We start from the raw sequence: 20352 nt of genomic DNA, 5'->3' as shown, positions 1-20352 counted from the left end.
CGGTCTACGGGGTGGCGCCCGGGGCACCGGGATCCATCATGGACCCGGACAGAAAGGCCCCCTCGTGCGCAGAACCCTTCTGGTACCGGTCGCCGCCGTGGCCCTCAGCCTCGGCCTCGCCGCCCCCGCCCAGGCGGCCCCCGTCACCAAGGACGCGAACCAGGCCGCCGCCGGTTGGCTCACCACGCAGCTCAAGGACGGCGAGCGCCTGCAGTCCTCCGGCTACGACGACGCCGGGCTGACCATCGACGCGGTCCTCGCCCTCGACGCCGTCGGCGTGGCCGGCGACGCCGCCGCGAAGGCCACCGCGTGGCTGGTCAAGCCGGACAGCGTCGCCAACTACATCGGCGACGGCACCAAGGAGTCCTACGCGGGCGGACACGCCAAGCTCGCCCTCCTCGCGATCGCCCAGGGCAAGGACCCGGAGTCGGTCGGCGGCCGGAAGCTGCTCACCGAACTGGCCGCGCTCCAGGAGGCGTCGGGCCGCTACTCCGACAAGTCCGAGTACGGCAACTACAGCAACACCTTCAGCCAGTCTCTGGCCGTGATCGCGTTGCAGCGCACCCCCGGGAAGGCCCCGGCCAAGGCCGTGGAGTTCCTGGTCGGCAGCCAGTGCGCCGACGGCGCGTTCCCGCAGGACTTCGCCCAGCCCACGTGCACCGGCAGCGTCGACGCGACCGGGCTGGTCGTGCAGGCCCTGTTCGCCGCCGGGAAGACCACCGAGGCCGGCAAGGCCCTCGACTGGCTGACCGGCCGCCAGCAGGCCAACGGCGGGTTCACCTCCGGCGTGGCCGTGCCGGACAAGGACAACCCGGTCAACGCCAACAGCACCGGCAACGCCCTGGCCGCCCTGCGCGCCGGGAAGCGCACCACCGCCGCGAGCAAGGCCACCACCTACCTCACCGGCCTCCAGATCGGGTGCGCCGGACCGGCCGACCAGCGCGGGGCGATCACGTTCGACGGCACGTTCACCGCAGGCAAGGCTCCCCGGGCCACGGCCGGCGCGCTGTTCGGCCTCGCGAACGGCTCGCTGAACACGGTCAGCAACACCGGCATCACGGCCGCCGCGCCGAGCCTGGACTGCACCGTGCCGGCCACCGCCACCCCGACCCCGACCGCCGGCCCGGTCCTGCCGGTCACCGGCTCGCCCGCGTCGCTGCTCGCCTGGGCCGGCGCGGCCATGCTGGCCCTCGGCGCGTGCACCGTGGCCCTGGCCCGGCGTCGGCGCTCGGCGTGACCCTCCGACGACTGCTCGCCGCCGCGGCCCTGGTCGCGGCGGCGGTCGTCGTCCCCGCGGCCCCGGCGCGGGCCGCCTGCTCCGGCGTCACCGTCGTGGTGGACTTCGGCTCCCTGGGCGGCGGCGTCCAGACCCGGTGCGCGGGCGGCGATCCGGGGACCGGCCTCCAGGCACTGGAGTCGGCCGGGTTCGGCTACAGCTTCGTGCCCCGGCAGGCCGGGCTGATCTGCCAGATCAACAGCCGGCCCGACCCGTGCAACGGCGCGCCCAAGGACGCCTACTGGGCCTACTACCACGCCCAGCCGGGCGGTTCGTGGGCCTACAGCGACGAGGGCGCCGGCAGCTACGACCCGCCGGCCGGCAGCGTCGAGGGCTGGGCGTTCGGCGCCGGCCGCCGACCCGGCATCGCGCCCCCGGCCGCCCCCGCTCCCCCGCCGCCCCCGGTACCCGTCCCGCCCGCCCCGACCGCCGGCCCCGGCCACCCGCAGCCGGGCGGCACCACCGCCCCCGGCCCGCAGTCGGCGGCCCCCTCTGCGGGCCCCAGCGCCGTCGCGACCCCGGAGTCCTCGGGGACACCGGCCACCGGGACCCCGGGCACCGTGCCGGCGTCGAACACCGCCGCCACCCCCGGCCCGCAGAAGTCCACCGGGCTCCCCTGGCAACTGGGCCTGCTCGTGGTCCTCGTCCTCGGCGGGCTCGCGTTCTGGCAGGTCAAGCGTCGCCGTGCCCGGTAGGTTGCACCCCGGCGCGTGGTGGCTGTGGGCGCTGGCGCTCGGTACGGCCGCGAGTCGGACCACCAACCCGTGGCTGCTGCTGCTCGCGCTGGCGGTCGCCGGGTACGTCGTCGCGGCCCGGCGCTCCGGGGAGCCGTGGGCCGACTCGTACAAGGTGTTCCTGCGGTTCGGGCTGGTCGCCATCGCGTTCCGGCTCGGGTTCCACGCCCTCCTCGGCGGGTACGGCGGCACGCACGTCGTGTTCACCCTGCCCCGGATCCCGTTGCCCGACTGGGCGCAGGGCATCCGGCTCGGCGGCCCGGTGACCGCCGAGGGCCTGGTCGCCTCGTTCTACGACGGGCTGCGGCTCGCCGTCCTGCTCGGCTGCATCGGGGCCGCCAACGCCCTGGCCAACCCGAAGCGGCTGCTCCGGATCCTGCCCGCCGCCCTGTACGAGGTCAGCGTCGCCGTGGTCGTCGGCCTCACGGTCGCCCCGCAACTGGTGGCCAGCGTGAAGCAGGTCCGCCGGGCCCGGGCGCTGCGCGGGGACACCAAACGCCGGGCGCGCGCCATCCTGGTACCCGTCGTCACCGACGCCCTGGACCGCGCGCTCGCCCTGGCCGCCGCGATGGACTCCCGGGGCTACGGCCGGCGCGGCCCGGCGCACCGACTGACCGGCGCCCTCGTGCTGGTCGGCCTCCTCGGCGCGTGCCTCGGGCTGTACGCGCTCCTCGACGGCCGCAGCCCCGTACTGGTCAGCGGCCCGATCCTGGTCCTCGGGCTGGGCCTCGCGGTCGGCGGCCTGGTGCTCGGCGGGCGGCGGGTGACCCGGAGCCGGTACCGGCCGGACACCTGGGGCTGGCGCGAGTACGGCGTCGTCCTCAGTGGACTGCTCGCGATCGTCGGCGTGTACGCGTTCCCCACCGGCCTCACCCCCTCCGTGGTGCCGTTGGCCATGCCGGGACTGCCGGCCCTCCCCGCGTTGGGCGTGCTGTGCGCGTTGGCACCCGCGTGGCTGTCTCCCCGGAGTACCCGATGATCGATTTCGAGTCCGTGACCGTGACCTACCCGGACGCGCCGGGGCCGACCATCGAGAATGTCGACCTGCACGTGCCCGAGGGCGAGTTGTGCCTGCTCGCGGGGCGGACCGGCTCGGGCAAGTCGACGCTGCTCAAGTGCGTCAACGGCCTGGTCCCGCACTTCACCGGCGGCGAACTGACCGGCAGGGTGACCGTCGCCGGCCGCGACACCCGGCTGTTCCCCCCGCGCGAACTCGCCGACCTCGTCGGCTACGTCGGCCAGGACCCGGTCAGCGGCTTCGTCACCGACCACGTCGAGGACGAGCTGGCCTACTCGATGGAGTCCCTCGGCCTGGCCAATCCCGTGATGCGCAAACGTGTCGAGGAGACCATCGACCTGCTCGGACTCGCCGACCTGCGGCACCGGCCGCTCGCCCAGCTCTCCGGCGGGCAGCAGCAACGGGTCGCGATCGGCGCGGCGCTCACCGCGCACCCCCGCGTCCTGGTGCTCGACGAGCCGACCTCGGCGCTGGACCCGGGGGCCGCCGAGGAGGTTCTCGCCGCGCTGCACCGCCTCGTGCACGACCTCGGGGTGACCGTGCTGCTCGCGGAGCACCGCCTGGAGCGGGTCGTGCAGTACGCCGACCGGGTCGTGCTGCTGCCGTCGGGGCTGGCCGGCGCGCCCGGGGAGGTGCTGGCGGAGTCGGAGGTGGCGCCGCCGGTGGTGCGGCTGGGCGCGGTGCTCGGCTGGGCGAGTCGACCGGTGTCGATCCGGGACGCGCGGCGACTGGCCCGCACGACCCCCGTTCCCCCGCCCGGGTCCCACCTGCCTGCCCCATCCGGCGTCAGGCCAGCCGGCTTCTCCACGAAGGATCGGCCCCAGGATTCCTCCGTCGCAGCCACCCCCGGTGACGGCGCCTCCTTCCCGGCCGGCCGGTCCGTGCGCCCCGCCGAGCCACAGGCCCCGTTGCTCACCGTCACCGGCGCCGCCCTCCGCTACCGCGACACCACCGCCCTGGCCGGCGTCGACCTCACCCTCGCCCGGGGCGAACGCCTCGCCATCATGGGCCGCAACGGTGCCGGCAAGTCCAGCCTGCTCTGGGGCATCCAGGGCACCGGCGACCTCGACGCGGGCACCGTCACCGTCGACGGCGAGCACCCGCGCGCCCTGAAGGCCGCCCGCCGCCGCAAGCTCGCCGGCCTCGTCCCCCAGCAGCCCACCGACCTGCTCTACCTCGAAACGGTCGCCGAGGAGTGCGCGCAGGCAGACCTCGAATCCGGCGCGGCCCCGGGCACCTGCCGCACCCTCCTCGACCGGCTGGCCCCGGGCCTGCCCGACGCGCTGCACCCCCGCGACGCGTCGGAAGGACAACGCCTCTCCCTGGTACTGGCCATCGCGCTCACCGCCAGCCCCGCCCTGCTCCTGCTCGACGAGCCGACCCGGGGTCTGGACTACCCGGGCAAGACGGCGCTCGCGACCCTGCTCGCCGACCTGTCCGCCCAGGGCCACGGGATCATCGTGACGACCCACGACGTGGAGTTCGTCGCCGAGTACGCGACCCGGGTGGTCGTCCTCGCCGACGGGGAGATCGTGGCGGACGGGCCGACGGCCGAGGTGGTGACGGCCTCCCCGGTGTTCGCGCCCCAGGTCTCGAAGATCCTTCCCGGGTACCTGACGGTCGAGTCGGTCGCGACGGCCCTCGCCCAGGGGTCCCCGTGACCACGCCCGCGAACCCGGGCCCCGCCCCGTCCGACCCACCTCTGACCGGCTCGGCCCAGGGTGCCGAGGACCGGGCTGGCGCCCACCGCCACGAGTCGGGACCGGGCCCGGCCGTCTCCCTCGCCGCAGCTCCCGCCGGTACCGCGTCGGCCGCCCGGCCCCGGGTGCTGGTCCGCCTGCGGGGCCGGTCCGTGCTGACCATCGTGCTCGCGAGCCTGTTCGGGCTCGGGGCCGTCGGCTGGCCGCTCGTGATCAGCCCGGAGTCCAGCCTCGCGCACGGCGTCGACGCGCCCTGGGTGTTCGCGCTGCTGCTGCCCCTGATCCTCGCGGTGGTGCTCGCCGAGATCAGCGAGGGCGGGATGGACGCGAAGGCGGTGGCCCTGCTCGGCGTACTGTCGGCGGCCGGCGCGGCCCTGCGCCCCTTCGGTGCCGGTACCGCCGGGATCGAGACCGTGTTCTTCCTGCTCGTCCTGGGCGGCCGGGTGTTCGGCCCCGGCTTCGGCTTCGTGCTCGGCAGCACCACCCTGTTCACGTCCGCGCTGCTCACGGCGGGGGTCGGCCCGTGGCTCCCGTACCAGATGCTGGGTGCGGCCTGGTTCGGTCTCGGCGCCGGACTCCTGCCCCGGCTGCGCGGCAGGCTCGAACCGCTCCTCCTCGCCGGGTACGCCGCCCTCGCCAGCCTCGGCTACGGCCTGATCATGAACCTGTCGTTCTGGCCGTTCGGCACGGGCGCCGGCCTGAGCAGCATCTCCTACGTGCCGGGCGCGCCGATCGGCGACAACCTGATCCGGCTGCTCGGCTACATGCTGGCGACGTCCCTGGGCTGGGACGTGGGCCGTGCGCTCACCACGGCCGTCCTGGTCCTGGTCACGGCCCCGGTCATGCTCCGCACCCTCCGCCGCGCCGCCCGCCGCGCCACCTTCCCGACCCGCTGACGAGCCACCCGCAGGCGGGCCCAGGGCCCGCACGGCACGGCACCCGGCACCCGGCACCCGGCACCCGGCACCCAGACGGTGGCTCAGCCGCCCGCCACCGACGGCAGCACCTGCACCTCGGCCCCGTCCGGCACCGTCGTCCCCAACCCCGCCGGCTCCCCGTTGACGTACACGTTCACATACCGCCGGATCGCACCCCGCTCGTCCCGGACCCGCCGCTCCAGCAGCGGAAACTCCCGTCCCAGCGCGTCGAGCACGTCGCGGAGCTCCCCCGGCTCGGCCGGCAGGTGCGACGCCCCGCCGGCCTCGGCGCGCAGCACCCCGGGCACCAGGATGGTCACCCCCATGACGCGGCCCGGACGACGAGCACGTCGGGGAGGTGTGAGGCGACCAGGTTCCAGGTGTCGCCCTCGTCGGCGCTGCCGTAGACCTCGCCGTTGCGGGTGCCGAAGTAGACGCCGGCGGTGGGGGCGTCGTCGCAGCACAGGGCGTCGCGGAGCACGGTGCCGTAGTGCGCGGTCTCGGGCAGGCCGGCGCCGAGTTCGGCCCAGGTCTGGCCCTCGTTCTCGGAGCGGTAGACCCTGGCCCGGTATCCCGGGGGCCAGCGGCGGGCGTCGGCCTCCAGCGGGAAGTTGTAGATCACTCCGGGGCGGTGCGGGTGGTTGACCATCGCGAAACCGAAGTCGCTGGGCAGGCCGTCCGCGATGGACTGCCAGGTGGCGCCGGCGTCGTCGGACCGGTACACCCCGTGGTGGTTCTGGGCGAAGAACTGGTCGGGGCGGTCGGGGTTGCGCGACACCTTGTGCACGCACTGGCCGAACTCGGGCCACGGGTCGGGCAGGAAGTACGCCTTGATGCCGGTGTTGCTCGGCGCCCAGGAGTCGCCGCCGTCCGCCGTGCGGTACACCCCGCCGGTGGACATCGCGACCAGCATCGACGCCGGGTCGGTGGGGTGCGGGAGCACGGTGTGGATCGCCTGGCCGCCGAAGCCGGCGCCCCACTGCGGGCGGTGCGGGTGGTCCCACAGGGCGCGGACCAGCTCGAACGACCGGCCGCCGTCGGCCGAGCGGAACAGCGCGGAGGGTTCGGTGCCCGCGTACACCTCGTCGGGCCCCGCGCCCGGGGTGAGCTGCCAGACCCGGCGCAGGGCCTCACCGGTGTCGGCGGGGAACGCGATGGGCGCGGTGTCCGGCTCCTGCCAGGTCGCGCCGAGGTCGTCGCTGGTGGCGACGCTGGGGCCGAAGTGCGAGCTGTCGATGCCGGCGAGCAGCCGGGGGCGGCCGGCGCGGGTGTCGATGGCGACCGAGTAGACCCCGGTCATCGGGAAGTGCGGTCCGGTGAGTTCCCAGGTGCGCCGGTCCTCGCTGGTGGCGAGGAACAGCCCCTTCCCGGTACCGATGGCGAGGAGCACAGTCATCCGTCCAGTATCTGACCGGGTACGACAGTTCCTCTCCGATTCCGGAGATCCCGGCGCGACCGCAGCTGCGCAAAACCGCATTTCAGGGGGTACTCCGGGTACCCGTCCCGCCGCTCAGGGGTGCGCCGGGGCCTCGTGGTCGAGGTGCCCGACCGGTTCGAGCTGGAACGTGCTGTGCCGGATGTCGAACGCGTCGCCCATCCTGGCGGCGACCCCGTCGAGCACCTCCCCGCCGTCGGTCATCGAGGACACCACCACGTGCGCGGACAGCACGGGCATGCCGCTGGTCAGTTCCCAGACGTGCAGGTCGTGGATGTCGAGCACCCCGTCGACGGCGAGCAGTTCGGCGCGCACGGACTCGACGGCCAGCCCCTTGGGCGCGCCCTGGAGGAGCACGTCCACGGCGTCGCGGAGCAGGGACCAGGTCCGGGGCAGGATCATCAGGCCGATGACGGCGGAGGCGATCGGGTCCGCGTACCGCCAGCCGGTGAAGATGATGACGACCGCGGCGGCGATCACGGCCACGGAGCCGAGCAGATCCCCGAGCACCTCCAGGTACGCGCCCCGGACCGCGAGGCTCTCCTTCTGGCCACCCCGGAGCAGCAGCAGTCCGACGACATTGGCCGCGAGTCCGACGCTCGCGAATGCCAGAGTGGACAATCCGGCGACTTCCGGCGGGTCGGATATTCGCTTGTATGCCTCTATCAACACCAGTACCGCGATGACGGTGAGAATGACGGCGTTGATGACTGCGGAGAAAATTTCCACCCGATAGTAACCAAACGAATGTCGGGGTCCGGCGGCGCGTTTCCCGAACCAGATCGCGGCCATCGCGAGGGCCACGCCACCGGCGTCGGTGAGCACGTGACCGGCGTCCGCGAGCAGGGCCAGGCTGTTCGTGACCAGGTAGCCGACCACCTGGAGGACGAGAACTCCCAGCGCGATGCACAGTGCGATGACCAGTCGACCCCGGTGCCGTTCCCCGGCACTCTCCTGCCCGCCCATATTGTCGGAGTTTAACGATTCTCTGTTCACACCGAGCGTGAATGGCCTTTAGAGACCCTTAAGGTAATCTTGGGTTCCTCTTCATGCACAAACCTCGATACTTCGTTACATCCACTGGGCCGGCAGGCGGAGCAGACCCTGTCGGTTCGGTGGGATCAACTTTTCGGCAGTGACTTCAGGTACTCGTTGTACCGCACCCATTCGTCGTCCTCCCCGCCCGCGGCGGACCGGTCGGCCGCGCGGTCGAGCCGGCGCTGTTCGCGTTCGTCGGCCCGGATCCACTGGATGACCAGGATGACGAACACGATGGCGCTCGGGATCTCGCCGAAGCTCCACGTGATCCCCGCCCCGAGGTACTGGTCCGCGAGCGGGTCCGTCATCCACGGCGGCCGGACGACGCTGAACCAGTCGTCGGCGATCAGGGTCTGGGCCTGCATCAGGATCACGCCGAAGAACGCGTGGAACACCATCCCACCGAAGTGGATCAGGATCAGGACGGGGTGGCTGACCTGTCGCCGGCCGGGGTCGATGCCGATGATCACCCAGAAGAAGAGGTACCCGGCGAGGATGAAGTGGGTCAGCATCGCCAGGTGACCGAGGTGGCTGCTCATCAGGGTGGCGAACAGCGAGCTGAAGTACAGCGCGTACAGGCTGACCACGAAGATGAACAGCGCGACGACCGGGTGGGTGAAGAACTTCAGCACCCGGCTGTGCAGGGCGAGCAGCAGCCACTCGCGGGGGCCCCGGTCACCGGCGGGGCGCTGGGCACCGTCGCCGGCCGGGCGCGGGCCGCCCTCGCTGGCCGAAACCGGATCCACCGACGCCCCGGCCGGCCCCGAGGGGCGCAGCGCCCGGAGCGCGAGCGTGAGCGGCGCGCCCAGCACCAGCATGATCGGGATCAGCATCGACAGGATCATGTGCTGCATCATGTGCGCGCTGAACAGCACGTACGCGTACCTGGCCAGCCCGAGGTTCGTGATCGCGCCGAGCAGCAGCAGGCCGCCGACCCAGGACAGGGTGCGCCCGATCGGCCAGCGCACCCCGTTGCGGTGCAGCCGCCAGACGCCCGCGAGGTAGAACCCGATCCCGGCGGCGACCACGGTGAGGAAGAACAGGTCGGGCAGGAACCCGCCGAACATCGACCCGAGGGTCGGGGCGGGCGGCATCTCGAAGCCGAGCAGGTCGGTGATGCGGTCGGGGTCGATCGGGTTGGTCGGCACCGGGGTCGGGGTGCGCGACAGGCCGACGGCGAGCCCGAACACGGCGGCCATCACCAGAAGTTCGCCGGCCAGGAGCCGGCGGAAGAACGAGGGCCGGTCGGCGAGCCGGCGCAGCGCGTAGCTCCGGTGCGCGACCCCGAAGGCGCCGAGCAGGCCGAGGCCGAGGACCTTGGCGAGCACGAGGCGGCCGTAGGGGCTGCCGAACAGTTCGTTCCAGGTGCCGAGCCGGATCGCGGCGTTGGCCACCCCGGAGAGGACGACCAGAACGAAACACCCCAGAGCCATGCGACTGTACCGGCCGGCGGCCACCCGCAGCGCCGCCGTCTTCCGGACCGCCAGCAGCGCCGCCAGCCCGCCGAGCCACAGCACGGCCCCGGCGATGTGCAGTGCCATGCCGGTGACCGCGACCTGGTGGTTCCCGGCCCCGGCGGCGTGCCCGGTGAACGCGGGCGGCAGGGCCGTGACCAGCGCGAGTACGGAGAGCAGGGCCGCGCCGGTCCGGGACAGCACCAGCCGGCAGCCGAGACACAGGACGAGGGCGAACACGATCTGGAGCGCGTACGCCTTGCCCATCACGACCGTGGTCCAGAAACTCCACAGCATGGTCGTGCTGAGCTCGTCGGCGGGCCGGCCGAGCAGGTTGGCGACCGTGAACACGCTGAGCAGGATCGCGGCGACCGCCCAGGCCAGGGCGAGCCAGCCGGCCCGGCGGAGCAGCGGATAGCCCTCGGGGCCGACCGTCGTCCCCTTGCCCGGGGTGAGGAACGCGGCGGCGACCACGTACCCGACGGTGACGGCGCCGAGCACGTCGAGCAGGACCCGGGTGACGGGCAGCCCGTAGGTCACCAGGTCGCCGGGATCGGGCAGCCCGGGTACCGAGCTGGAGGCGATCGCGCCGCCCGTGTCGAGTACCCAGAGAAGAACAAGGACCGCGACGGCGCCGAACGCGCCGACGAGGCCGATTTTGCGCAACGTCACGCGCTTACTTTGCCCCTCTTCTTCCCGAGGACCAGACCCAGGGCCACGATGGCGAGAAGTGCGCCACCCCCGGCGGCCCACCAGAGCCACCCCGGAGCCGCGAAGTCCCCGTCGGTGGGCTTCTTCTTCGCCGGCTTGGGACCCTCGCTCGGCTCCTGGTCGCCCGGGATGGCGGCGGTGAAGCCGAAGCCGCCCGCGACCGGGTGCCCGTCGGAGGAGACGACCCGCCACGCGACCTTGTAGTCGCCCGACTTCAGTGGGTGCACGGGCTGGGAGACGGTGTTGTCGGTGACGCTCAGGGCGCCGACGCTGTAGGACACGCCGCCCGGACCGTTGACCACCACGGTGCTGAACCGGCCGTCGACCCCCTCGTCGAACCGGAGGTTGACCTCGGAGATCTGCTGCTTGATGATCGCACCGTCGGTGGGCGAACTGCCCGCCAACGTGCTGTGCGCGGCGGCCGGAGCCGCGATGGCCAGCAACCCCGTGAACGCTAGTGCGGCGACAACCAGCGCACGCTTCATGATTCTGGAACCTTTCCTAGACCCCGTTGGACTAATAGTCGGCTACGCGTCGTCCACAGTTCCACCTGTGTCCCCCGCCACACGATCCTCCTTAGGGGTAAATCTCCGGGAGCGTCCCCGATTCGCTCAGGGTCGAAGTCGGGCACGCTGTGGGCATGACGAAGCTCAGGATCGTGGCCGTGGGCATGATCGCCCTCCTCAGTGTCGGCGCCCTGTCCGCGTGCGGGATGGAAGACTGGACAGAGAACCGCGAGGAGAACGCGTACGAGGTGACCGAGAACGTCACCAAACTCGACATCCAGGCCCAGGCCGGCGCGGTCACGGTCCGGGCGGGTACCGGACCGGTCAAGGTCAAGGAGATCCTCCGGTTCAACGGCAACAAGCCCAAGGCGACCCACGCGGTCGTCGACGGCACGCTGAAGCTGGTGGACGAGGGCTGCTCCGGGGTCCGCAACTGCGGCGTGGAGTACGAGGTGACCGTGCCGGCCACGCTCGCCGTGACCGTCAAGACCAGCGCGGGCCCGGTGGACGCGACCGGGCTGACCGGTGACGTGAGCCTGGCGACGAACGCCGGCAGCGTCGAGGCGGTGTCCATGGGCACCAAGAAGCTGAAGATCCGCAGCGACGCGGGCCGGATCCGCGCCGAGTTCACCGTGGTGCCCGACGACGTGGACGTCCAGACCAGCGCGGGGTCGGTGACGGTGGTGGTGCCGTCCGGCACGGCGTACGCGGTGGACGCGCGGACCAGCGCCGGCAGCCGCGACATCACGGTGCAGACCGACCCGGCGTCGACGCACAAGATCAAGGCGGAGACGAGCGCGGGGAAGATCGAGGTGCGCAACTCCTGACCGGGTGACCCAGGTCTCACGCCAACGACTTGAACGTGTTCAACATGGAGGTCTACTCTCCTGTTGAACACGTTCAAGTCTGGAGTGCAGCCATGGACCTCACCGTCATCTCGTACATCGCCTACCTGCTGATCAGCATCGGGCTCACCGTCTGGGTCGCCCAGACCCTGAGCCGGGCCGGGAAGATCTTCCTGATCGACGTCTTCAAGGGCAACACCGAACTCAGCTCGGCCGTCAACCACCTGCTCGTCGTCGGGTTCTACCTGCTCAACCTCGGATTCGTCGCCCTCTTCATGAAGCTCACCGACCGGGTGGACGGCCAACGCCAGGTCTTCGAGGCCGTCGCGCTCAAGGTCGGCACCGTGCTCCTCGTCCTCGGCGTCCTGCACCTGTTCAACCTGTACGTGCTGAACAAGTTCCGCCGGCGCAGCGCCATCGACGGCCAGCGGACCCCGCCGGTGCCCCCGCAGATGATGACCCGGGTCCAGCCGCCCCAGCAGCAGCTCCGCCCGCCGACGGCGCCGCCCGCGCCGCAGATGTGATGGAACGGCTCACCGTGCTCTACGACGAGCACTGCTCCTTCTGCCGACTGTGCCGGGACTGGGTCGTCCAGCAGACCCAGCTCGTACCCCTCGAATTCCTCGCCGCCGGGTCACCCGAGGCCCGGCGGCGCTACCCCGACCTCGACCCGGCCGCGACCCTGAAGGACGTGACGGTCGTCGACGACCACGGGGCCGTGTACGCCGGCCCCAACGCCTGGGTGGTCATCCTCTGGGCCCTGGCCGAGCACCGGTCCACCGCCCTGAAGCTGGCCCATCCGCGATCCGCGCCCCTGGCCAGGGCGGCGGTCGCCGCGGCCAGCCAGATCAGGCTCGCGGTGCGGACGAATCCGGACCAGTACGGTAGTGACTGTGACGACAAGCAGTGTGGATAGCAAAGGCGCCGCCACCCGGGCCCTGATCCTCGAAACCGCGATGCGGCTGTTCCAGGAGCGGGGCTACGGCAAGACCACGATGCGGGCCATCGCCGAGGCCGCCGGGGTGTCCGTCGGAAACGCCTACTACTACTTCGCTTCCAAGGAACAGCTCATCCAGGGCTTCTACGACCGGCTCCAGGCCGATCACCTGGTGGCCGCCCGGCTGGCCCTCGTCGGGGAGACCGACCTGGCGCGCCGGCTCGGGGTGGTCCTGAAGACCTGGCTCGACGTCGCGGAGCCGTACCACCAGTTCGCCGCGCAGTTCTTCGTCACCGCCGCCGACCCGGCCAGCCCGCTCAGCCCGTTCTCCTCCGACTCGAAGGAGGCCCGGGACGCGAGCATCGAGATCCAGGTCGAGGCGGTGTACGGGGCGAGCACGAAGATCGACCCGAAGCTCCGGGAGACGCTGCCCGAGCTGGCCTGGCTGGGGATGATGGGCCTGGTGCTGTACTGGATCCACGACACCTCCGCCGGCCGCGCGAAGAGCTACAAGCTGGTCGACCAGTGCGTGCCGATCGCGGGCAAGGTGGTCAAGTTGAGCCGGTACCCGGTCGCGAAGGCGATGATCCGGGAGGTGGCGGACATCTGCCTGGAGCACGGGATCAGTCCGCGGATCCCGAAGCCGCCGGTCCGGCCGGACACTTCCGCGAAGTAGGCACGGCGGGCGATCGGCCTCCGGGACCGACCGGCGATCCGGCGCGGTGGCGGCCGGCCGCGCGCCGGTGGAGCGGCGGGCGGCGCGGGTCAGCGCGCCGCCCACTCCTCGGCGCCAGCGGGCTCAGCGCCAGCCCACATCGATCCGGGCCCCGGCCCAGTCGAAGAAGTGCACCCGGTCCATGTGCACGCCGATCCCCATCGGGGCCCCGGGCTGCAGGTCCGGCGCGGCGCCCATCCGGACGGCCAGCTCGGCCCGGCGGCGGGTGTGCCGGCCCTCGGGCGTGGTCGCGACCGCCTGGCTGGCGGGCCGCTTGCGGAACCGGTCGAGCAGCCCCCGTTGCAGCCGGGGAGCGGTGACCGGGCCGGTCGGGTCGTCGAGCACGACGGCGTACGCGCCGATGTCGAGGTACGCGAGGGACTCGTGGCCGTGGTGCTCCACGTACCGGACCCGGCCCCGCAGGTCGTGGCCCCCGGCGACCAGCGCCTCGGCGCGCAGCCCGACGACGATCCGCTCCCCGTGGTAGTGCGCCAGCGCCCGGGCGCGCAGGTCGGCCCACGGCACGTCGAGTTCCTGGTCCCCGAGCCGCAGGGCGACCCGGCTGCCGTCGTGCACGTGCACCACGGCCTCCAACAGATTGATCTTCGGGGTACCGAGCAGCGCGGCGACGTACATGGTGGCCGGCCGGCCGTACACCTCGGCGGGGGTTCCGACGTCCTGGAGCTTCCCCCGGCGCATGATCGCGATCCGGTCCGCGACGGTGAGGGCCTCGGCCTGGTCGTGGGTGACGTACACCGTGGTCGCGCCCAGGTCGCGCACCATCGAGGAGATCTCGGCGCGCAGCTCGGCCCGGAGCCCACTGTCCAGACTGGACAGCGGCTCGTCCATCAGGAACAGCCGGGGCCGCCGGACGATGGCCCGGCCCATCGCGACCCGCTGCCGCTGCCCACCGGAGAGCTGGCTGGGTTTGCGGTGCAGCAGGTCGCCGATGCCGAGGGCCGCGGCGACGTCGGCGACCCGTTCGCTCTGCTCCTCGACCGGGACGCCGGCCAGCCGGAGCGGGAAGGCGATGTTCCCGGCGACCGTGAGCTGGGGATACAGCGCGTAGTCCTGGAAGACCATCGCCACGTGCCGGTCCCGGGGCGGGATCTCCAACGCGGGCTCGCCGTCGATCAGGAGCTGGCCCGTGGTCGGGTCCTCCAGGCCGGCGATGATCCTGAGCAGGGTGGACTTGCCGCATCCGGACGGACCGAGCAGCACCATGACCTCGCCGTCCCGAACATCGAGACTGACGTTGTCGACAGCGACGGTGCCGTCCGGAAAAGCTTTCGTGATCTTCTGGAGGCCAACCGTGGACATCCCGACACTGTGCGACCGGACGTCGACCGTCGGCTATCCCCCGATTAGCTCAACATTCAATGACGTTGACAGCGAGGCCCCCACGGGCGGTCTCTTTGTACTTAACCTTCATATCCGCCCCCGTTTCCCGCATGGTCTTGATGACCTTGTCGAGGGAGACGAAATGGTCGCCGTCGCCGCGCAGGGCGAGTCGGGCGGCGGTGATGGCCTTGATCGAGGCGACGGCGTTGCGTTCGATGCAGGGGATCTGCACGAGCCCGCCGATCGGGTCGCAGGTGAGGCCGAGGTTGTGTTCCATGGCGATCTCGGCGGCGTTCTCGACCTGGTCAGGGGTGCCGCCGAGGACCTCGGCGAGCCCGGCGGCGGCCATGGAGCACGCCGACCCGACCTCACCCTGACAACCCACCTCGGCACCGGAGATCGACGCGTTCTCCTTGAACAGGACACCCACCGCGGCGGCCGTCAACAGGAACTTGACAATGCCGTCGTCGGTCGCGCCCGGAACGAAACGCCAGTAATAGTGCATGACGGCGGGAACGATTCCGGCCGCGCCATTTGTCGGGGCGGTCACCACCCGTCCGCCGGCCGCGTTCTCCTCATTCACCGCCAACGCGAACAACGTCACCCAGTCCATCACCCGGAGCGGATCGGTGACGAAATGCTCGGACTCCATCTGGCGCTTGAGTTCCATCGCCCGGCGGCGGACCTTCAGCCCGCCGGGGAGGACGCCCTCGGTGGAGCAACCGGTCTGCACGCAGTCGCGCATCACCTGCCAGATGTGCAGCAGGCCCTCCCGGATATCGGCCTCGGAGCGCCAGGACAGCTCGTTGGCCATCATGATCTCCGAGATCGACTTCCCGGACTCCTTGGTCATCCGCAGCAGCTCGTCGCCCGTCCTGAACGGGTACGCGACCGGGGTGTCGTCCTCCTTGATCTGGCCGGTGTGCTCGTCCACGACGAACCCACCGCCGACCGAGTAGTACGTCCGGGCGCGCAGCACGTGGCCCTCGGCGTCGATCGCCGTGAACCGCATCCCGTTCGGGTGCAGCGGCAGCGACTTGCGCCGGTGCAGGGTCAGCTCGAACTTCGCCGGATGCACGCCCAGCAGGTCCACCACGCCGGCCTCGCGGATCTCGGCGAACCGGGCGTCCGCCGTCGCGGTGTCGACCGTCTCCGGCGCCTCCCCGGTCAGCCCGAGGAGGACGGCCTTGTCGCTGCCGTGCCCGCGGCCGGTCGCGCCGAGGGAGCCGAACAGCTGGGCGTCGATCACCGCGACGTCGGCGAGCAGCGCGTCGGCCTTCAATCCCCCGACGAAGGTCCGGGCCGCCCTCATCGGGCCCACCGTATGCGAGCTCGACGGACCGATACCGACCTTGAACAGGTCAAAGACACTGATCATGCTGTTCCTCACCGCTGCCGCTGGCGACGTTGCCAACCGCGTCGAGCGTAGCCGTCACCGGGGCCCGCACCCCAAAAGTAACGCCGAGATCACGCGGGCCAGACGAGGTTCGTGAGGGGCTCACCGGCCTCGTACCGGCGAATCTGCTCTTCGATCAGTTTCCGCCCCCGAGGCCAGAAAGCGGACGTCTGACCGCCGATGTGCGGACTTATCAGGGTGTTGGGCGCCGACCACAGCGGGTGGTCCGCCGGCAGCGGCTCCGGATCGGTCACGTCGAGCGCGGCCCGCAGCCGGCCCGAGGTCAGCTCCACCAGCAGCGCGTCGGTGTCGACCACCGGGCCGCGCGCGACGTTGACCAGCAGCGCGCCGTCCCGCATCGCCGCGAGGAACCCGGCCCCGACCAGGCCCCGGGTCTCCTCCGTCAGCGGCGTGATCAGGATGACGACGTCGGCCTCCGGCAGAAGATCCAACACTTCCGAGATGGGGTGTACGCCCTCCCGCGCCGACCGCGCCACCCGCGTCACCGACACCTCGAACCCGGCGAGCCGGCGCTCGATGGCCTCGCCGATCGAGCCGTAGCCGACGATCAGGACCCGGGAGTCGGCGAGCGACGGGCGCTCGTCGCGGACCCATTTCCCCTGGTCACCGTTGCGGACGTAGCCGGCGATGTTGCGCTGCGCGGCCAGGGTGAGGGTCAGGGCCATCTCGGCGGTCGACGCGTCGTGCACGCCGCGCGCGTTGGCCAGCAGCAGCCCGGGGCGCATCAGGTGCATCGCGTGCTCGTACCCGGCGGTCAGCAGCTGCACGACCCGGAGCGCGGGCATGTCCGCGATCGGCTGGTAGTACTCCTTGTTGAACGTGTACGGCGGCACGAAGAACTCAACATCATCGATCACGCTGGGTAGTGGGGTGGAGCCGTCCCACACCTCGACGTCGAGGTCGGACAGCCGGTCAGCGGACTCCGCGAAAGGGATGAGATAGCGCACAGCGATAATTGTGCTGTGTTCCGCGAGATCCGACAGTGGTTCGATCCCCATGAGGTGCGTGAGACGGGCGACACTCCCGACTACCGCTTCTCCCTCGCCAACGAGCGAACGTTCCTCGCCTGGCTCCGTACGGCACTGGCCCTGGTGGGCGGTGGGCTCGCCGCGGCCCAGTTCGTCACCACGCCAGCGGCCCCCTATGTCCGGACCGTGATCGCGGTGGTGCTGCTCCTGTTGGGCGGCGGGTGCGCGCTGCGGGCCGTGGACCACTGGATCCGGTGCGAGCGCGCGATGCGTACCGGGAAGGATCTGCCGCCGCAGCGGTTCCCGGCGGTGCTGGCCCTGTCCCTCGGCGTGGGAGCCGTGGCGTTGATCGTGTTGGTGATCGCCGGGGGGTTCGGCAGGTGACGCCCGACTGTCCCGGCCGCCGGGGCTCGGGTCGCCGCCGGGTGTCGGGTCGCCCCCTGGCCTCGGGTCGCCGGCTCCGGGGCTGGTGGGGGTCGTGAGGCTGCTCGCCGGGGACGGCGGGTTGCAGCCCGAGCGGACCCGGCTGGCGTGGCGGCGCACCGTGCTGACCTCGGTGGTGGTGACGCTGCTCGGGGCCCGGCTGTGCGGGGGCGAGCCGCTGCTGCTGGCCGGGGTGGTGATCAGTTGGCTGGTGCTGTTGCGGGTCGGGTTCTGGCGGGTGGCCGCGATGGGGGTGCCGCACCCGACCCGGCTACTGCTCCCGACCGCCCTGATCGCCGCCGGCTCCGTCGTGGCCGTCGCCGTGCTCGGGATCGTCGCCGTCGGGCTCGGGGAGCTGGGACGCTAGGGTCCCGGCCGGGGCCGTGGCGGGCGCACGGAGCGAGGAGAGGCCGGCCAGGGCGGACCTCGTGATCCCGTGGTCGTCGCCGAGCACGCGACTGGACTGTTCGGCGAGCTTCTCGAACTCTTCGAGGGCCCTGTCCGGGTCCGGGAGTTCCTTCAACGTAGCCGCCCAGGAAAGCCAGGTCTCGAGTGTCACCGGGCTTTCCGCCCCCTGGTCGTTCCGGTGGAGATCGAGAGCCTTTCGCAGTTCCGGCTCAGCCTCCGCGTGGCGGCCCAGCCTCAGCAACAGTGCTCCCAGGCGCTGTTGATTGATAGCCATGAGGTCGTCTCTCACACCGACAGGCCAGAGCTGCAGCATCTCCCGCGACTCCGCCACCCCGTCGACTTCGTTCCCCTCATGGGTGTAGGCGCCGATCAGGAGGGTTCGAGCCACCAGTAGCCGCAGGTCCCGCTCGTCGAACTCTCGCCGGCACTGCTCGACCGCCCTTCGGAAGCGCACCTCCGCTTCCGTGACCCGCGCCTCGTACCACAGCGCGATGCCCACCGACAGGTCCACGAACGGCATCTTCCAGCGGCTGGCGATGTCGTCCCGCAGTTGCGTCAGCGCGCGGCGGAACGCTTTGTTCTTCTTGCCGGGCCGGCCACCCAGGCTGAGGATCGCCTCGGACAGCAGCCGGCATACCACCACGTCCAGCTGTTCGCTGACGGTCCAGATGTCCTCGACGGTCCTCGCCGACCTCGAAATGGTGTTGCCCAACTCATCCCTGATCACGTTGACGTGGGTGAAGAACAGGAACTGCTCCGTCACCTTGATCGGCGTGGACGCGTCGTCCGCCGCCACGGCGCGGCGCAGGAGAGCCGCCGCCACTTCCGGGAACGCGTTCGGCGCCTCGTACCGCCTCACGAGCCGGCGGCCCGCCTCACGGACCAGCGGATGCATCTCCAGCAGCTTCGGCGCGTGGTCTCCCAGATCGAACAGCCGGACCAGGCTGAAGTCGGCGAGGAACCGGAGCGACCGGGAGAGCCCCGCGCCGTCCCCGTTGTCGAAGAGCCCGGATCCGGCCAGGACCACCGGGTCCAGGAACGCCTGGAACGGCACCGGCGCGTCCGCCAGGCAGGACAGCAGCATGAGCAGCTTCCGCCCGTCGGGCCCGCAGTCCTGTTCCAGCACGGCGAGGGTGTGCCCCAGGAGTTCGTCGATCCGGGCGTCCTGGGCGAGCCGGCCGTCCGCCAGCGCCCTGCGGTACTGCTCGAAGCTCCGGGTCGCGCCGGGCGTCGGGATCAGCGCCCCGATCTCCGCCGTCAGGAAGGCCCCGGCCAGCTCCAGGGCCAGCGGGTGCCCGCCGAGCCGGCGCGCGAGGTTCTCGGCCTCCTGGGCGTCTCCGGCGGCGTCGCCGACGTGGTCGAGGAGCACCTGTGCGCCGTGCGCCGCCGACAGCGCCTCCACCTGGGTCCGGTGGCACCAGCCGCCCCAGGCCGCGCTGCCGTCCTGGCTGGTCACGACGACCAGGCCCTGGCTGGTGTGCGGACGGAGCCATCCGGTGCCGTCGGTGACCGCCGCCCTGCCGGTCGCGAGCACCCCGGGATCGTTGGCGCCGTCGATGACGAGGAGCCAGGGGCCGGTCTGGGCGTTGAGCCGCTTCCACAGCTCGTCGGGCAGGTGTCCCTGGAGTTCGCTCGACGACGCCCCCGCGGCCCGGGCCACCGAGCGCAGGCTCGCGACCATGCTGTTCGGGTCGGAGGCGGACACCCACCAGGTCGGGATCCCGCGCTCGTCGGCCCGGGCGGCGAGTTCCAGCGCGACGGAGCTCTTGCCGCAGCCGCTCAGCCCGTGCAGCACCCGGACCCGGGGCCACTGCGCGCTGTCGGTGAGCACGCCCTCCAGGGTGCCGAGCAGGTCGTCGCGGCCCCGGAGCGGGCGGCCGGGCACCCGGCGACCGAAGGGCGGGGCGACGGACCCCTCGATGCCCGCCAGCATCGCGACGGCCCCGCTGTTGTCCTGGCTGCCCGCCCCGAGCACCGCGACCGTGGAGCCGGCGTACGCCTCCACGTTGATCGGGATCTGCGGCTCCCAGCGGGTCACCCGTCGGTCCGGCGCCCGAAGGTGTTGGTCTGGTGTCCCTGGCCGAGGACCGCCACCTGGGCGTCGTCGGTGGCGTGGACTCTGATCGACACCGTGCCGGCCGCCATCGGGGCCGGCCCGCCGAGCCGCTCGACGAGGGTGCGCAACTCCGCCTCCGCGTCGGGTTCCTCGACGAGCAGTTCCTCCAGCCGGTCCCGCCAGGTGCGGGCGAGGGCGGCGCTCTCGACGGCGAGCGGTTCGCCCTCCAGGGCGGCGAGCCGGGCCGCGGCCCGGTCGAGCCGGCCCTCGTAGGTGGCGACGTCGGCCGGGGAGCGCCGGCCGAACAGCGCGGCGAAGCCGGACTTCGCGGCGGCCCAACCGTCGGTCACCATCGCGCCGACCAGGGCGGTGCCCCCGGCCGCCGCGAGCCCCGTCAAGGCTTCTGATAGCACCCGGAACTCCTCACGCCGTGAATGACAAAAGCCATCTTCA

The 20352-nt window shown here is 72.0% G+C and carries 21 protein-coding genes; 11 read left to right on the top strand and 10 right to left on the bottom strand.

Going from position 1 to position 20352, the window contains the following annotated elements; all coding sequences use genetic code 11:
- Nucleotides 1-64: 64 nt before the first annotated feature.
- The 5 genes from AB0M43_RS16920 to AB0M43_RS16900 are packed head-to-tail and all read left to right on the top strand — an operon-like array spanning nt 65 to nt 5624.
- Entirely contained in the window at nt 65-1237 is a 1173-nt protein-coding gene (locus AB0M43_RS16920) for a prenyltransferase/squalene oxidase repeat-containing protein (protein WP_363725500.1), read from the top strand.
- Complete coding sequence (locus AB0M43_RS16915; RefSeq protein WP_363725498.1) at nt 1234-1971, top strand: hypothetical protein; 738 nt, start codon at nt 1234-1236, stop codon at nt 1969-1971. The genes AB0M43_RS16920 and AB0M43_RS16915 overlap by 4 nt, the downstream gene beginning before the upstream one ends.
- Nucleotides 1961-2989, top strand: coding sequence for an energy-coupling factor transporter transmembrane protein EcfT (locus tag AB0M43_RS16910; RefSeq protein WP_363725496.1), 1029 nt, complete (start codon nt 1961-1963; stop codon nt 2987-2989). Before AB0M43_RS16915 ends, AB0M43_RS16910 begins: the two co-directional genes overlap by 11 nt.
- Nucleotides 2986-4689: an ATP-binding cassette domain-containing protein gene (locus AB0M43_RS16905; RefSeq protein ID WP_363725494.1), complete on the top strand. Its 1704-nt coding sequence runs from the start codon at nt 2986-2988 to the stop codon at nt 4687-4689. The genes AB0M43_RS16910 and AB0M43_RS16905 overlap by 4 nt, the downstream gene beginning before the upstream one ends.
- Complete coding sequence (locus AB0M43_RS16900) at nt 4686-5624, top strand: ECF transporter S component (protein WP_363725492.1); 939 nt, start codon at nt 4686-4688, stop codon at nt 5622-5624. The genes AB0M43_RS16905 and AB0M43_RS16900 overlap by 4 nt, the downstream gene beginning before the upstream one ends.
- Nucleotides 5625-5707: 83 nt before the next feature.
- Here the strand turns inward: AB0M43_RS16900 and AB0M43_RS16895 are convergent, their stop codons facing one another.
- The 5 genes from AB0M43_RS16895 to AB0M43_RS16875 form a co-directional block, all read right to left on the bottom strand.
- Nucleotides 5708-5971: a MoaD/ThiS family protein gene (locus AB0M43_RS16895; protein WP_363725490.1), complete on the bottom strand. Its 264-nt coding sequence runs from the start codon at nt 5969-5971 to the stop codon at nt 5708-5710.
- A complete protein-coding gene (locus AB0M43_RS16890; protein ID WP_363725488.1) occupies nt 5962-7041 on the bottom strand; it encodes an exo-alpha-sialidase in 1080 nt (359 codons plus the stop codon). The genes AB0M43_RS16895 and AB0M43_RS16890 overlap by 10 nt, the downstream gene beginning before the upstream one ends.
- Nucleotides 7042-7155: 114 nt before the next feature.
- The gene (locus AB0M43_RS16885) at nt 7156-8046 is read right to left on the bottom strand and encodes a cation diffusion facilitator family transporter (protein ID WP_363725486.1); all 891 of its coding nucleotides are present in this window, start codon (nt 8044-8046) and stop codon (nt 7156-7158) included.
- Nucleotides 8047-8201: 155 nt separating this feature from the next.
- The gene (locus tag AB0M43_RS16880; RefSeq protein ID WP_363725484.1) at nt 8202-10244 is read right to left on the bottom strand and encodes a cytochrome c oxidase assembly protein; all 2043 of its coding nucleotides are present in this window, start codon (nt 10242-10244) and stop codon (nt 8202-8204) included.
- Entirely contained in the window at nt 10241-10768 is a 528-nt protein-coding gene (locus tag AB0M43_RS16875; RefSeq protein WP_363725483.1) for a copper resistance CopC family protein, read from the bottom strand. The genes AB0M43_RS16880 and AB0M43_RS16875 overlap by 4 nt, the downstream gene beginning before the upstream one ends.
- A gap of 155 nt (nt 10769-10923) precedes the next feature.
- Between AB0M43_RS16875 and AB0M43_RS16870 the strand changes: the two genes are divergently transcribed.
- The 4 genes from AB0M43_RS16870 (at nt 10924) to AB0M43_RS16855 (ending at nt 13247) form a co-directional block, all read left to right on the top strand.
- Nucleotides 10924-11616, top strand: a complete 693-nt coding sequence (locus AB0M43_RS16870) for a DUF4097 family beta strand repeat-containing protein (protein ID WP_363725481.1) — start codon at nt 10924-10926, stop codon at nt 11614-11616.
- Between the two features lie 92 nt (nt 11617-11708).
- Nucleotides 11709-12158, top strand: coding sequence for a hypothetical protein (locus AB0M43_RS16865; RefSeq protein ID WP_363725479.1), 450 nt, complete (start codon nt 11709-11711; stop codon nt 12156-12158).
- Nucleotides 12158-12550, top strand: coding sequence for a DCC1-like thiol-disulfide oxidoreductase family protein (locus AB0M43_RS16860; RefSeq protein ID WP_363725477.1), 393 nt, complete (start codon nt 12158-12160; stop codon nt 12548-12550). Before AB0M43_RS16865 ends, AB0M43_RS16860 begins: the two co-directional genes overlap by 1 nt.
- Nucleotides 12528-13247 carry a TetR family transcriptional regulator gene (locus tag AB0M43_RS16855; RefSeq protein WP_363725476.1) on the top strand — a complete coding sequence of 240 codons (720 nt, stop codon included), beginning with the start codon at nt 12528-12530 and terminating at the stop codon, nt 13245-13247. Before AB0M43_RS16860 ends, AB0M43_RS16855 begins: the two co-directional genes overlap by 23 nt.
- A gap of 123 nt (nt 13248-13370) precedes the next feature.
- Here the strand turns inward: AB0M43_RS16855 and AB0M43_RS16850 are convergent, their stop codons facing one another.
- The 3 genes from AB0M43_RS16850 to AB0M43_RS16840 all read right to left on the bottom strand — a co-directional run bounded on the left by AB0M43_RS16850 (nt 13371) and on the right by AB0M43_RS16840 (nt 16991).
- Nucleotides 13371-14606 carry an ABC transporter ATP-binding protein gene (locus AB0M43_RS16850; RefSeq protein WP_363725474.1) on the bottom strand — a complete coding sequence of 412 codons (1236 nt, stop codon included), beginning with the start codon at nt 14604-14606 and terminating at the stop codon, nt 13371-13373.
- Nucleotides 14607-14655: 49 nt separating this feature from the next.
- A complete protein-coding gene (locus AB0M43_RS16845) occupies nt 14656-16005 on the bottom strand; it encodes an L-serine ammonia-lyase (RefSeq protein WP_363725473.1) in 1350 nt (449 codons plus the stop codon).
- Between the two features lie 89 nt (nt 16006-16094).
- Nucleotides 16095-16991, bottom strand: coding sequence for a 2-hydroxyacid dehydrogenase (locus AB0M43_RS16840; protein ID WP_363725471.1), 897 nt, complete (start codon nt 16989-16991; stop codon nt 16095-16097).
- Between the two features lie 15 nt (nt 16992-17006).
- On the opposite strand from AB0M43_RS16840, the gene AB0M43_RS16835 reads away from it, so the two are divergent.
- Nucleotides 17007-17396 carry a DUF202 domain-containing protein gene (locus AB0M43_RS16835; protein WP_363725469.1) on the top strand — a complete coding sequence of 130 codons (390 nt, stop codon included), beginning with the start codon at nt 17007-17009 and terminating at the stop codon, nt 17394-17396.
- Nucleotides 17397-17490: 94 nt separating this feature from the next.
- A complete protein-coding gene (locus AB0M43_RS16830; protein ID WP_363725467.1) occupies nt 17491-17802 on the top strand; it encodes a DUF202 domain-containing protein in 312 nt (103 codons plus the stop codon).
- On the opposite strand, the gene AB0M43_RS16825 is transcribed toward AB0M43_RS16830, so the two are convergent.
- Together AB0M43_RS16825 and AB0M43_RS16820 are read right to left on the bottom strand one after the other, a co-directional pair.
- Nucleotides 17707-19881: a hypothetical protein gene (locus AB0M43_RS16825; RefSeq protein ID WP_363725465.1), complete on the bottom strand. Its 2175-nt coding sequence runs from the start codon at nt 19879-19881 to the stop codon at nt 17707-17709. The genes AB0M43_RS16830 and AB0M43_RS16825 overlap by 96 nt on opposite strands.
- Nucleotides 19878-20312 (bottom strand): hypothetical protein, encoded by a 435-nt coding sequence (locus tag AB0M43_RS16820; RefSeq protein WP_363725463.1) that lies wholly within the window; start codon nt 20310-20312, stop codon nt 19878-19880. Before AB0M43_RS16820 ends, AB0M43_RS16825 begins: the two co-directional genes overlap by 4 nt.
- Nucleotides 20313-20352: the final 40 nt, after the last annotated feature.

The sequence above is a fragment of the Longispora sp. NPDC051575 genome, from assembly GCF_040681875.1.
GTDB lineage: Bacteria > Actinomycetota > Actinomycetes > Mycobacteriales > Micromonosporaceae > Longispora.
Note: the sequence above shows the minus strand (reverse complement) of the source record. Positions and strands in the feature narration are given on the sequence as shown.